We start from the raw sequence: 13,206 nt of genomic DNA on the forward strand, positions 1-13,206 counted from the left end.
CCGTGCGGGACTCAGGTCCCGGCGAGGGGAAGCGCCGCTCCGACCAGCTGTCCGTTCGCCGCGGCCTTGTCCAGCGCGTCGCGCAGCAGGTCCTCCCGGGGCTGGCGGCCGATCGACCCGACCGGGGCCGCGAACATCAGTACCTGCTGGTGCTTGTTGGCCGCGGCCCGCCACCCTTCCGTCACCTGCAGCGGCTGGTGCGCCTGCCACCAGGCGACCGGCTGGCCGCCGTTGGCCGACGGCTGCAGCACCGCGTGCAGCTGCCCCATCGCCAGCAGCACGGACCAGCCGTGCTGCACCGGCGGCACCTCGGTCAGCTCGCTCAGCGGCATGAAGCCCTGCTCGATGAGCAGCGGCAGGAAGTCGTCGCCGGCGCCGACGGTGCCGGGCCGCACGATGGGCGCGGTCGGCTCGACCACCAGGGCCGGGTGCAACTCCCCGGCGATCAGGACGAGTCCGCTGGTCACGCCGAGCACCGCCTGCTCGGGGACGACCTTGTCGGGGTCCAGGTCGACGGTGTCGCCGCTGATGGAGCGCACCGCGCCCTGCAGCTGCTCCTCGGTGACCTGGACGACCTGGGAGGGCAGGCAGGTGGCGTGGGCGAAGGCGAGGACGGCGGTCTCGTCCCCGATGAACAGGACGGTGCTGGTGCGCTCGTTCTCGGAGTCGCCCTGGGTGCGGCAGGACGTGCAGTCGTAACTGCCCGGGGCGTTGTCTCCGGCGAGTAGCCGGTCGGCTTCTTCGTCGCCGATCTCGGCGCGTACCTCGTCGCTGACGTCGAGCATGCGCGGCACGGGTGGCTCCCTCGGATGCGGTGCGTGGGCGAGGCCGGGTGGCTCCGGCTCGTGGTCCGGGCAGGTCCCCGGCTCATGAAGAAGACAACGGGCAAGCTGTGGCGGGAGTCACGCTGCAACGCTGACGGAATCGAACCATCCTGCGTGCAGCGTCACGCTGCGTGCGGAATTGGACACTCCATGTCAAGTAACGGAGAGGTTACGGCAGTTGGCCCGGTGAACTGACTCACAGTTTGTTCGAAGGCCTGGTCGACAAATCATGAAATGAGGGAATGAAGTAGGTGGCCGGAATTCGCCGCTACCCACGGTAACTGCTAACTGGCCTGGGACAACAGGGAGTCGGTTGATAACGGGTCATCAAGGTCCCTAGATTGCTCCGCCGTGTGCAACTCGCACCGCTCGGGTACGTCCGCCGGCCGCGCAGAGCCAGACGAAGCGTCAGACGCAGAGTCGGCACCGCGCAGCACCATCGCTGGCGGACGGGGCGGAGCGCGCCGACCGCGTCACCGCGCGGCCGACGCGCCCGGCCAGGGGGAGCCCGGGTACGTAGAGAGGGATCTACATGTCCGAATGTGCCGATAACTACACCCGCAAGGCTTCGCGCAAGACGGCGGTCCTCGCCGGGGCGGTACTCCTCGCCCCCCTCGGACTGCTGTCTGCGACCGGCAACGCCGCGGCGGCCGACAGCGGGGTGTGGGACCGCATCGCCCAGTGCGAGAGCGGCGGCAACTGGCACATCAACACCGGCAACGGCTACTACGGCGGGCTGCAGTTCTCCGCCGGCACGTGGCGTGCGTACGGCGGCACCGCCTACGCCTCGACCGCCGACAAGGCCAGCAAGGCACAGCAGATCTCTGTCGCCGCCAAGGTGCAGAAGGCACAGGGGTGGGGTGCGTGGCCGACCTGCTCGGCGCGTGCCGGAGCGTCCGGCAGCGCGCCGGACTCCGGTTCGTCCTCCACCAGGTCGAATTCGAGCAAGTCGAATTCGGGCAAGCAGAACTCGAGCAAGTCGAGTAAGTCGAGCTCGGGCAAGTCGAACTCCTCGAAGTCTTCGAAGTCCTCGAACTCCGGTTCTTCGAAGTCGAGTTCCTCGACGGCGCCGGAGCGTTCGACGAGCCAGACCTCCCGCGGTACGTCCCGAGGCGACTACACCGTCGTCCAGGGCGACACCCTCAGCACCATCGCGGCCCGGAACGCGACGACCTGGCAGCGGATCTACGCCGCCAACAAGGCCGTCGTCGGGGGCGACCCCGACCTGATCGTGCCCGGTCAGCGCCTGACGCTCTGAGCACCCGCCAGTGGCCTCACCCGGAGTACCGGCCGGGTGGGGCCACTACGGCGTTCCGGGCGGCCGTGCCGCCCACTCGCCCGCCTCCCCGGCGAACGCGACGGCCCCGCGGCGGAGTTCGTACACGAAGGCCCGCCGGCCGAGCAGCACGGGCGGCAGCCGCTGCTCGGCCAGCACCACGCACGCGTCGAGCGAGGCCAACAGCTCGTAGGTACGGGCCGCGACCGCCGGGGCCATGCCCTGGGTGGGCTCGTCGGCGAGGACCACACGCGCGTGCGTCGACAGGGCACGGCACAGGGCCACCATGCGCTGCTCACCGCCGGAGAGGGTGCCGGCCCTACGCGCGAGCAGGGTCTCCAGGTGGGGGTAGACGGTGTGGTCGGCGCCGGCGAGGTCCAGGTTCTCCCGCACGGTCAGCGAACCGAACACCGCCCGCCGGTCGGGAACCAGGCGCAGTCCGTGCCGCGCCCGCTCGAACGCGGGCATCCCGGTCACGTCCGTCCCGTCCCAGACCACCGCACCCCCGGACAGGGGCACGACCCCGGCAAGCGCCCGCAGCGTCGTCGTACGGCCCGAGCCGTTGCGGCCCAGCAGGACGGTGAGACCCGGGGCGGGGGCGATGAGGGAGACGCCGTGCAGGGCTTCGAGCGGGCCGTAGCGCACGCGCGCGTGCCGCAGGGCGAGCTGGGAGTGCGGGGTGGGCTGGGAGAGCTGGGCGAGCGTCACGGGTTCGCCTCCTGCGCGGCCAGGGCGTCGAGGACGCGGTCGGGCGGCCCCGAGGCGACGATCCGGCCCGCCGCCATGACGTGCACGACGTCGGCGAGGCCGGCGACCAGGTCCAGGTCGTGCTCGACGACGAGCAGGGCGGTGCCCTCGGCGGCCAGCGCGCCCAGCACCCGGGCGAGCGAGGCCACCTCGACGGTGTCGAGACCGGCGGCGGGCTCGTCGAGCAGCAGCACCCGCGGGCTGCCCGCGAACGCCCTGGCGAGCTCGACCCGGCGCATCGTGCCGGTGGGCAGCCCGGCGGCGGGCAGCGCCCTGACCGTCCCGTCGAGCCCGAACAGGGCCAACGCCCGCTCCACGGCGGCAGGATCGACGATCCGTCCCTGCTCGGCGCCGACCCGGACGTTCTCGGCCACCGTCAGCGACGGGAAAACGGCCAACTCCTGGAAGGTCCGCGCGACACCGAGCCGGGTGCGGGCGGGCGCGGGGAGCCGGGTGATGTCCCGCCCGTCGAGCAACACCTGCCCGCGCGCGGGACGCAGGGTCCCGGCGAGACAGTGGAACAACGTGCTCTTCCCGGCCCCGTTGGGCCCCACGACGGCGACGACCCGACCGGCCCCGACGCTCAACTCGACCCCGTCCAACGCGGTGAACCCGCCGTAGCGGGCACGCAGACGCCGGGCGGTGAGGAGGGGAGTGCGGGGTGGCGGGGGAGACGAGAAGGAGGCGCGGTGCGGAGCGCGGTACGGCGGGGACGGGGCGCGGTGCGGCGGGGGCGGGGGCGGGGTGCGGTCAGGGGCGGGCGGCGCGGTGGGCGGTGGGTGCGAGGCGCCCGGTCTGTCCCGCCCCGGCCTGTCCCGCCCCAGCCTTTCCCTCACCCGTGCCCCCAGCGGTGTCAACGTCGCCCTCCGCTGCCGGGCTCCCGTCCGCAGCCGCTCGCCGATTGCGCGCAGGGCGCCGTGCGGTCCGTCGGGGAAACGGCCCAGGAGCACGGCCAGGACTCCCACCAGGGCCGCCGCGACTCCGCCTCGGGCCCCTGCGTCCAGGCCCACCAGGAGGGCTGCCGCGGCCAGGGCCCCCAGGGTGCTGTCCGCGCCCAGGACGATCACGGCGGCGAACCAGAGCAGGCCCCGCACGGGGTCGTAGGCGCCCGCGTCGAAGGCGCGCAGGCCCATGCCGAGCAGGGCGCCGCCCAGCGCGGCCAGGGCGGCCCCCGCGACGAAGGCCAGGAGCTTCAGGGACGGGACGCGTACGCCCGCCGCGGCCGCGCCCGGCTCGTGGTCGCGCATCGCCGCGAGCGCCCGCCCGGTGCGGCCCCGGCGCAGTGCTCGGGTCGCGAGCAGCGCGGCCGCCAGCAGGGCCAGCTCCAGGACGTAGTACGCGCGGTCCCCGTCGAAGCCGGCGGGGCGGCCGAGGGAGAGGCCGGACGTGGCGTACGGCTGGGCGAAGACGAAGCGGCTCACCCCGACGCCGACCGCGAAGGTCGCGAGGGCCAGGGCGAGTCCGTGGCGGCGGATCGCGGGCCAGCCGGTCAGCAGGCCCAGCGGGGCCACCAGCAGGACCGCCACGGCCAGCGCCGCCAGTTCGGGGAGGCGGGGGAGCCCGGGGAAGCGGCCGGCCGCGAGCAGTGCCGTGAACAGGGCGCCCAGACCCGCGTACGCCGCCTGCCCGAGGGAGATCTGGCCGCCGCGGCCGGTGACGACCACCAGGGACAGCAGGATCACGCCGAGGGCGGGCACCTGGACCGCCGTGTGCAGGTCCGAGCCTGCGAGCCCGAGCGGCAGCAGGAACAGCACGACGGCCACGATCCAGGCCCCCGGCGGGGTCGTCACACGCGCGCGTGCCGGACGCGGGAGCGCGTCGCGCGTGCCGATGCCGGGCAGCGCCAGCGCGGCGACCAGCAGGGCGAGGACGAACAGGTTCGCGCCGACCGCCTGCAGCAGCGGCGCGCCCCACCCCGTCGGATGCAGCCGGGTCAGCTGGCTCTGCGCGACGCCGATCCCCAGGGCGACCACCACCGCGACCGGGAGACTGCGCATCCTGGCGGCCACCGCGACCGCGACGACCTCCATCACCAGCAGCGGCAGCCCGTACGGGTCCAGGCGCACGTACGGCGCCAGCAGCACGCCCGTCAGACCGGCGGTGAACGATCCGAACGCCCAGCCCGCCGCGGCCACCCGGTCCGCGTCGATCCCGCCGAGCACGGCCAGCTCCCGGTCGTCGACCACGGCCCGCAGCTCCCGCCCGAAGCGCGTCCCGCGGATCACCGCCGCCACGCCCACGGCGAGCGCCAGCACCACGGCGAGCTGCCCCCATGGATCCGCCGACGCCGACACCAGTTCCGGCACGTCGTCCCGCGCCCCCTGCCCCCACACCAGCGCCGCCCCGCCCACCAGCAGCACGAACACCCCGATGGACGCGACGAGGGTCTGGGCCGGGTCGTCGCCGAGGACGGCGAGCGGACGGAAGACGAACCGTTCCAGCAGCACCCCGACGGCCGGGGCGAACACCAGCAGCGTGACCGCCGCCGCCGGCCACAGCGGCCACCCCCACCCCACCACGCACTGCCGCAGCACGTAGGCGCACAGCATCGCGATCGCCCCGTGCGCAAAGTTGAGCACGCCCGTCGCCCGGTAGGTGACGATCAGACCGATCCCGGTGAGCGCCGCGGCGCTGCCGACCGAGAGACCGGCGAGCGTGAGGTCGTAGGTGAGCGAGGACATCAGGAGTCCGCCGCGTCCGGCTCGCAGATGGGGCACGGGTCGAGGTCGCCGGTCGCCAGCAGTCGGCCGTCCACCGGCACCGCCTCCGCCTTCCCGGCGACCAGCGGGCAGTCCGCGCGGTGCCACAGGGTGCCGCCCGGGACCATGCGCAGCTCGCCGCTGACCGCGACGGGCGCGGGTGCCGCGGACTCGTCCGGTTCCTCCGGCCCGGCCGCCACCAACAGGCCGTACAGCTCCTCCACGCGCGCGTGGGCGACGGCGCCCCGGCCGTAGGTGAGGAGGACGGCCGCGGCGACGATCAGCGCGGCGCCGGGGATCGTGCAGGAGGCCAGATAGGGCAGCTGGCGTTCGGCGTACCGTTCGCCGGAGACGCCGTACCAGCCGACCGCGCACAGCACCGCGCCGGCGGCCAGCGCCGCCCAGCCGGCCCACAGGACGGGGTGGACGTTGCGCAGCCGCGCACTCGGCGCGCTCCGCACGGTCGGCGTCGTCGGCATCGTCGGCTCCCACACGTCGTGTGTCTGGCTGCGTTCTCAAGCCGGCCAATGGCTTGCACTATGCCCTCTGGAAGCTGACCCTGAAAGCACCGGGCGTCCTTGGCCCGGACCGACACCCGGTGGTGAGCCAGATGGTTCTCGGGAGCGACCTCAGGCGGGGGAACGCAACGACGGGAGGCGGCCCGCGGGCGGCGGGACGGGGCACGGCACTGGCGGCCGCCCTGGTCCTCCTGCTCGCCCCGGCCCTCGCGGCCTGCAGCGACGACGACGGCGGCGGCGCTTCCGGTACCCCCTCGGCGTCGGCCCCGGGGACGACGACGAGCGCGCCCGCGGCCACGAACGCGCCCGCCGACCCGGCGGCGGCCGAGCGGGAGATCCGGCAGAACTGGGAGAAGTTCTTCGACCCGGCGACCTCCGCCGAGGACAGACAGGACGTCCTGGAGCACGGCGAGCTGATGGGCCCGGTCCTGGACGCCTTCAGCGGTGACCAGCGCGGCGGACAGGTGGCGGCGAAGGTCGAGAAGGTGGAGTTCACCAAGCCGACCGAGGCGACCGTCACGTACACGCTCACGCTCGACGGCGCGACCGCCCTGCCGGGCGCCTCCGGCACGGCCGTCGAGGAGGACGGCACCTGGAAGGTGTCCGTCAACTCGCTGTGCGCGCTGGTCAAGTTGAGCGGCGATGCGTCCGCGTCGGCGCTCCCGGGCTGCTGAGACGGCCGCCGCGGCGCTGCTGCTCCTGCTGAGCGCGGCCTGCGGCAGCCGGCTCCCGGAGAGCGACTTCGAGTCCCCCTCCGCGTCCTCGCGGGCCACGTCCGGGCAGAGCGGCGCAGCGCCCATCCGCGTCGGCATCATCGCCAGCGCCACCAGCCCGGTCGGCGGCAGCGCCTTCACCGGCCCGCGCGACGGCGCGCAGGCGTACTTCGACCGTCTCAACGCGCGCGGGGGCATCGACGGCCGCCGGGTCGAGGTACGGCTGTGCGACGACGGCGGCAGCGGCGTCGGTGACAACACCTGTGTGCACCGGCTGCTCGACGAGGACAGGGTCGTCGCCCTGGTCGCCACCACCGCCCTGGACTACGCCGGAGCCTCCCGCGTCTCCCGCGCGGCGGTGCCGGACATCGGCGGCCAGCCCATCGGCGCCGCCTACGACACCTGGCCGCACCTGTACGGCGTCTACGGCAGCCTCGCGCCGCGCGACGGCCGCCCGGGCTGGGACGGGGAGCTGTACGGCGGCACCGAGGTCTACCGGTACTTCAAGCGTGCGCACGGCGCGCGTACGGCCGCCGTCGTCTCCTACAACCAGGCCGCGTCCGCCGCCTACGCGAGGCTCGTGGAGCGGGGCCTGAAGGCCGAGGGCTACAAGGTCGTCAGCGAGCAGGTCGACTTCGCGCTGCCCAACTTCCGCGCTGCCGCGGCCGACCTCGGGCAACAGGGCGCCGACCTCGTCCTGGACGCCCTCGACACACACGGAAACGCCCGGCTGTGCGAGGCGATGGACGAGGTCGGCGTGAAGGTCACCGCCAAGGTGACGAACGTCCAGAACTGGACCTCGACCGTCCCCGAGGACTACAAGGACTCCCCGAGCTGCCGTAACGCCCTGTGGGCGACCGGGTCCAGCCGCAACTACGAGGACACCTCGAACCCGGCTGTACGGGAGTTCCGGGATGCGACCAAGGGGCTGAAGACGCACTCCCAGTGGCAGCTGGAGGGGTGGGCGGCGGCCAGGTGGTTCACGGAGGCGGCCGAGTCGTGCGCCGAGAGCGGCAGGACGGGGGAAGGCGGGACAGGGGGAGACACGACGGGGGGAGACGGCGTCACGCGCGCGTGCGTCGACGCCTTCATGAACCGCAGCCAGGGGTACGACGCCGGCGGGCTGCTGCTCCCCGTGCGGTTCGAGCGGCTCGCCGAACCGCCGAAGAGCCGCCGGACGTGTCTGTCGGTCGCCCGCTGGCAGGACGGCAAGGGGTGGGTCACCCAGTCGGAGATGACCGACACCTGCTTCGACGTCCCGCAACTGGCGTACACACCGTGAGACACCCGGCCCGCCGGGTACGGAGGATGTGTGGGGGAGCAGTGCATTTCCTATGCGCAGTCAGCTCCCGCGATCCCGCCCGGAATCGAAAAGGAACGGGGTGCGGAGACGGCTGTCCGAGCGCTTTTCGGCGGGTTATTCGGGGCGTCCGCGCGACGCGCGGGAATTACGTTCGAATGCACGCGGCAGGCGTACGAAACCGCTCGTACGTGTGATCTGGTTGGGCCGAAACGCGTGTCGTGGTCCTGTGACAGAAGTGTGACCGGAGTGATCCGTATCCCCGGTCCGGTCTTCCCGGGGCGCGCCCCGCGGCCTAGCGTGGCGGCATGGCACCGAATCACACTCCGCCTGCGGAGCCCCAGGACAATCCGGACGGGTACGTCGGCCTCGAGGCCGCACGGGCCGAGCGGCTCGCCCGTGAACGGGGGTGGTCGACGGTGCGCTCGCTGGCGCCCGGGACGATCGTCACCATGGAGTACCTCTTCGGGCGGCTGAACTTCGAGGTGAGGGACGGACGCGTGACCCGCGCCTGGAAGGGCTGAGCCGTTCGCAAGCGGCTCGCGCCGACACGGCGAAGGCCCCGGTTCCCGAGCTTCGGGAACCGGGGCCTTCTGGCGCGGGACCGGGTTGTGCGTACCGGGGTCCCGCCGTGTCGGGGCGGCGATCGCGCTGGTCAGCCGCCTGTGAGGGGGCGGGTCGCCGAGGCCGGCGTACCGCGGGGGAGGCGGTCGGCGTGCGGTGGGCGGCGGGTTCCGGTCGGGGTGACCGGGGTGCGTTCCGAGCGGGTCGCGTGCGGGCCGGGGGCCAGATAGGCCGGTGCGCGCGGGGACCTCGCCGGGGCGAGCGGCTCGCGGGCCGCGGCGGCCTCGTCCTGGGCCACGGGGTGCGGCTTGAGCGGCAGGGACACGGCGACGGGAGCCACCGGAACCGGAGCCGGGAACGTGGCGCTGCGGCGCTCGCGCCGGCGGTCGCGCAGGGCGAAGATCGAGACCTCGGCGCGGGCGATCAGCGGTTCGCACCAGGGCAGCGCCAGCAGGACCAGCAGGCCGGCGGCCCAGCCGAGCACCACATCGCTCAGCCAGTGCGTACCGAGGTAGACGGTGGTGAGGCCGACGCCGAGCGAGACCACCGCGGACACCGCGGACAGCCAGCGGCGAGCCCTCGGCGTGGACGCCAGATACGCCAGGATTCCCCAGGTCACCACGGCGTTGGCGGTGTGGCCGCTGGGAAATATATCGCCGCCCAGACCCATCTCGTTGGAGCCGATGGTGGTGGCGTAGTGCGGTCCCAGCCGGCCCATGCCGAGCTTCGCGGCGCCCACGGTGATGTTCAGCAGCAGCAGCGAGGCGCCCAGGGTGAGCAGCGGGCGAAGCGTGTGCTGGCGCCAGGATCTCCAGCCGAGCCAGGCGGCGACCATCACGGCGGTCGGGCCGCGCTGGCCGAGGACCACGTAGTAGTCGAGGAAGGCGTGGATCTCCGGCCACTGCTGGTACGGCCGGAAGAACATGACCTGCCAGTCGAAGCGGACCAGCCATGAGGTGACCACCACGAGCCACACGATCGCCAGATAGAAGGCCAGGGTCGCGGACAACAGGGCGACCCGGTGCCTGCTCATCTTCGGCACATCGATGTGGGCCGGTCGTTCCGGCTCACGATCGAGCCTGGCGAACACCCGGTCCAGACGGGTGAGGTTTTGTTCGGTACGCACCTAAACGACGTTACAGCGAGTGAGCTCGCGACTCGGCCGATACCGCCGGTTTGTGATGACGATGTGATGTGGGATTGCTCTCAGGGAGCTATTTATTACTGCGGAATGAGTAATCGTCGAACGCTGTTCCCTTCAATTCCTTTGATCATTCCACGGGATGCTTTTAGGGAACTTATGAAAAGGTGCACCGAAAAGCCGGACCCACCGTTACGGAGGACCGGAGCCGTTCAGCCACCACGCCCCGTACACGGCCGAGGCCGCCGCGAGGCCCGCCACCACCGCCGCCGCCCTGACGGTCCGCAGCCGGGCCAGGGCGAGGGCGAGCGGCAGCAGCAGCGGGAAGGCGGGCAGCAGCAGACGCGGCTTCGAGCCGAAGTAGCTCGACGCGCACAGCGCGAGCGCGAGGACCACGCCCCCGTACACCAGCAGCGGAAGCGGCTGGCGCTGCCGTACGCACGTGACGTACAGCCACAGCAGCAGGGCGACGCCGACGATCAGGCCGAGGCCGGCGAGGGCCGACGGGAACGACGTGAACTTGTCGGCGACGAAGCGGGCGAAGGCGTACCCGCCGTCGAAGCCGTTGCGCCAGCCCGCCTGGACGTCGAGGTAGCCGAGGAGCCCCTTGCCGGTGCGACGGCCGACCCACAGGACGTATCCGGCGGCGCCGAGGGGCGCGAGGAGCATGGCGACAGCGCGCGGTGCGAGGCGGGGCCCGTCGGCCGTGCCCCCGCGCCCGGAAGGGGCGCCGGCCGACGCGTGAGGGGCGCGCTCGGGGGCGTGCGCGCCGGACTCGGGCGCTGTGCTGCGGGTTCCCGCGAACGAGACCGTCCGGGACGACTCCCGCTCACGAAGGAAGGACGCGATGCCCGCCGCCCACACCGCCGCGACCACCGCGAGCCCCACCGGACGGGTCAGCCCGGACAACGACGCCAGCACCCCGGCGGTCACCCACCGGCCGGTGAGCACCGCGTACAGCGACCAGGCGGCCAGCGCGGTGAAGAGCGACTCGCTGTACGCCATCGACTGGACGATCCCGACGGGCAGGACGGCCCACACCAGCACCGCGCACACCCCGGCCCGACGCCCGTACACATGATCGGCGACCGCGAAGATCCCCCAGGCCGCCGCGAGCGAGGCGACCAGCGAGACGACGAAACCGGCGTCGGCGTACGACAGCGGGGTCACCGCGTGCAGCAGCCGTTCCAGCCAGGGCAGCAGCGGGAAGAAGGCCAGATTGGAGTGGACGTCGCCGTTCGGCAGCCGGACCTCGTAGCCGTAGCCCAGCTCGGCGACCCTCGTGTACCAGAGGGCGTCCCAGCGGGCGGTCAGCAGCGTGTACGCGCTCTTGTCGCGGGCGGCGCTCCACAGGGCCAGGGCGAGCAGGCCCAGGGCGCGCACGGCGGCGTACCCCAGGAGGGCGGGAGCCGCCCGGCGCAGGGCCGCGGCGCCGCGGGGCGTCACACGCGTCTCAAGATCGGTCACGGGCTCGATTATCGACGGGGTGCTCGGCGGCGCGGACCGCCGGGGCGTGCGCGACGGTGCGCACAGGCGCGTCGAGGGGCGCGGCAAGGGGCGTGGGGAGTGGCGTGGGGAGTGGCGTACGCCACATGGGTTGCCCGTGGACGGTGAGAGGTCCGCCACTTGGCCGTGGCGCGAACTCGCGTACGCTGCGTTCCACTCGTGTTCGTTTGCGCGGGCCGGAGACCACCGCTCCTCTCCGGCCGAGTCGCGGGGAGTCCCCACCCCGCGAGCCCGCCGGAACGAGGGATCACCTGGGAGGTACGTACATGTCCGGGACGACCACGGCCGCCGCTGGGCTGCGCCGTAGGGCGGCCGGGGCCGGTGCCAACCGCTGGGTCGTGCTGGTGGTGCTGTGCGTCAGCCTGCTGCTGGTCGCCGTCGACGCCACCGTGCTGCACGTGGCGGTGCCCGCCGTCACCGAGGACCTGCGGCCCGGCGGGATCGAGCTGCTCTGGATCGTCGACACCTATCCGCTGGTCTGCGCCTCGCTGCTGATCCTGTTCGGCACGCTCGGCGACAAGGTGGGCCGCCGACGGATCCTGCTGCTCGGATACGCCCTGTTCGGCGTCGCCTCCGCACTGGCGGCGTTCGCCGGGAGCGCGCAGACGCTGATCCTGGCGCGGGCGCTGCTGGGCGTGGGCGGCGCGATGATCATGCCGGCCACGCTGTCGATCCTGCGCCAGGTCTTCCCGGACCGGCGCGAACGGGCGCTGGCGATAGGCATCTGGAGCGCGGTGGCCGCGGTGGGCGCCGCGGTCGGTCCGCTGCTCGGCGGCTTCCTCCTGGAGCACTTCTGGTGGGGCTCGGTCTTCCTCGTCAACATCCCGTTGATGCTGGTCAGTCTGCCGATCGGACGACTGCTGCTGCCCGAGTCGCGGGGCGCCAAGGACGGCCCCTGGGACGTGGTCGGCGCGCTGATGGCGGCGGCCGGGCTGTTCGGTGTCGTGCTCGGCGTGAAGCGGCTGGGCGGCGGGGAGCTGGGACTGTTCACCGTGGCGCCGCTCGCGGTGGGCGCGGTGCTGATCGCGTTGTTCGTCCGCCGGCAGCGGCGGTGCGCCCATCCCCTGGTCGACCTGCGGATGTTCGGGCGGCCGGCGTTCAGCACCTCGGTGGGGTGCATCGTGCTGGCGATGCTGGCGCTGGTGGGCCTCGAACTGATCGCGGCGCAGTACCTGCAACTGGTGCTGGGTCTGTCCCCCCTGGAGACGGGCCTGCGACTGCTCCCCCTCACCTTCGCCGCGATGGCCGCGGGGCTGGCCGGGGCGCGGCTGCTGCGCCAGTTCGGCCCGCGGCGGATGGTGTGCGGGGGATTCCTGCTCACGGCGTTGGCCGTGCTGACCCTGACCGCGATGGGCGGCTCGGACAATGCGGGGCTGCTGCTGCTCGGGTTCCTCCTGCTGGGCTTCGGCCTGGAGACGACCTTGTTCGCGGCCTACGAGTCGATGCTGAGCGAGGCTCCGCCGGAGCAGGCGGGCGGCGCGGCGGCGATCGGGGAGACGTCGTACCAGCTGGGCGCGGGGATCGGGATCGCGCTGCTCGGCAGCGTGATGAACGCGGCGTACGCGCCCGGCCTCGACTCCGTGCCCGGGGTGCCGGCCGCCGCGTCGGCCTCGGCGGGGCATTCGCTGGGCGAGGCCTACGAGGTCGCCGGGCGGCTCGGGGGGTCGGCCGGGGCGACCCTGCGCCGAGCGGCTCGGGACAGCTTCGTGCACGGGCTGCATGTCACGCTGCTGGTGAGCGCGGGGCTGCTGCTGCTCGGGGCACTGATGGCGGTGCGCCTGCCGCGGGTCATGCAGTGCGAGGCGCCTGCGGCGGAGGTGGAACTCCCCGCGCCCCGGGAGGTCGCAAAGTCCCGCGTCTCCGCATGAGTCACCCACCCACCGCCCGTTCGCTGTTCCTTGATGGGTGGGCGTATCCC

The 13,206-nt window shown here is 73.2% G+C and carries 11 protein-coding genes; 5 read left to right on the forward strand and 6 right to left on the reverse strand.

Annotated elements, in window-relative coordinates; genetic code table 11:
• Nucleotides 1–11 precede the first annotated feature (11 nt).
• On the reverse strand, nucleotides 12–794 hold the full coding sequence (locus ABZ725_RS33540; protein ID WP_351915247.1) for a hypothetical protein: 783 nt from the start codon (nucleotides 792–794) through the stop codon (nucleotides 12–14).
• A gap of 562 nt (nucleotides 795–1,356) precedes the next feature.
• Between ABZ725_RS33540 and ABZ725_RS33545 the strand changes: the two genes are divergently transcribed.
• Nucleotides 1,357–2,082: a transglycosylase family protein gene (locus ABZ725_RS33545; RefSeq protein WP_358806255.1), complete on the forward strand. Its 726-nt coding sequence runs from the start codon at nucleotides 1,357–1,359 to the stop codon at nucleotides 2,080–2,082.
• A gap of 45 nt (nucleotides 2,083–2,127) precedes the next feature.
• Here the strand turns inward: ABZ725_RS33545 and ABZ725_RS33550 are convergent, their stop codons facing one another.
• The 3 genes from ABZ725_RS33550 to ABZ725_RS33560 are packed head-to-tail and all read right to left on the reverse strand — an operon-like array spanning nucleotide 2,128 to nucleotide 6,025.
• On the reverse strand, nucleotides 2,128–2,808 hold the full coding sequence (locus ABZ725_RS33550) for an ATP-binding cassette domain-containing protein (protein ID WP_358806256.1): 681 nt from the start codon (nucleotides 2,806–2,808) through the stop codon (nucleotides 2,128–2,130).
• Nucleotides 2,805–5,528: an ATP-binding cassette domain-containing protein gene (locus ABZ725_RS33555; protein WP_358806418.1), complete on the reverse strand. Its 2,724-nt coding sequence runs from the start codon at nucleotides 5,526–5,528 to the stop codon at nucleotides 2,805–2,807. Before ABZ725_RS33555 ends, ABZ725_RS33550 begins: the two co-directional genes overlap by 4 nt.
• The gene (locus ABZ725_RS33560) at nucleotides 5,528–6,025 is read right to left on the reverse strand and encodes a hypothetical protein (RefSeq protein WP_358806257.1); all 498 of its coding nucleotides are present in this window, start codon (nucleotides 6,023–6,025) and stop codon (nucleotides 5,528–5,530) included. The genes ABZ725_RS33555 and ABZ725_RS33560 overlap by 1 nt, the downstream gene beginning before the upstream one ends.
• A 131-nt stretch (nucleotides 6,026–6,156) precedes the next feature.
• Here ABZ725_RS33560 and ABZ725_RS33565 point away from each other — a divergent pair, with 131 nt between their 5' ends.
• From ABZ725_RS33565 to ABZ725_RS33575, 3 genes are all read left to right on the forward strand, one after another.
• The gene (locus ABZ725_RS33565) at nucleotides 6,157–6,738 is read left to right on the forward strand and encodes a hypothetical protein (protein WP_358806258.1); all 582 of its coding nucleotides are present in this window, start codon (nucleotides 6,157–6,159) and stop codon (nucleotides 6,736–6,738) included.
• Complete coding sequence (locus ABZ725_RS33570; RefSeq protein ID WP_358806259.1) at nucleotides 6,707–8,059, forward strand: ABC transporter substrate-binding protein; 1,353 nt, start codon at nucleotides 6,707–6,709, stop codon at nucleotides 8,057–8,059. Before ABZ725_RS33565 ends, ABZ725_RS33570 begins: the two co-directional genes overlap by 32 nt.
• A gap of 326 nt (nucleotides 8,060–8,385) precedes the next feature.
• Nucleotides 8,386–8,601: an I78 family peptidase inhibitor gene (locus ABZ725_RS33575; protein WP_351915237.1), complete on the forward strand. Its 216-nt coding sequence runs from the start codon at nucleotides 8,386–8,388 to the stop codon at nucleotides 8,599–8,601.
• 131 nt (nucleotides 8,602–8,732) lie between these two features.
• On the opposite strand, the gene ABZ725_RS33580 is transcribed toward ABZ725_RS33575, so the two are convergent.
• On the reverse strand, nucleotides 8,733–9,767 hold the full coding sequence (locus ABZ725_RS33580; protein WP_358806260.1) for a phosphatase PAP2 family protein: 1,035 nt from the start codon (nucleotides 9,765–9,767) through the stop codon (nucleotides 8,733–8,735).
• A gap of 207 nt (nucleotides 9,768–9,974) precedes the next feature.
• Entirely contained in the window at nucleotides 9,975–11,249 is a 1,275-nt protein-coding gene (locus ABZ725_RS33585) for a mannosyltransferase family protein (RefSeq protein ID WP_358806261.1), read from the reverse strand.
• Nucleotides 11,250–11,554: 305 nt separating this feature from the next.
• Between ABZ725_RS33585 and ABZ725_RS33590 the strand changes: the two genes are divergently transcribed.
• The gene (locus ABZ725_RS33590) at nucleotides 11,555–13,156 is read left to right on the forward strand and encodes an MFS transporter (RefSeq protein ID WP_358806262.1); all 1,602 of its coding nucleotides are present in this window, start codon (nucleotides 11,555–11,557) and stop codon (nucleotides 13,154–13,156) included.
• Nucleotides 13,157–13,206: the final 50 nt, after the last annotated feature.

This window comes from Streptomyces sp. NPDC006872, assembly GCF_040635845.1.
GTDB lineage: Bacteria > Actinomycetota > Actinomycetes > Streptomycetales > Streptomycetaceae > Streptomyces.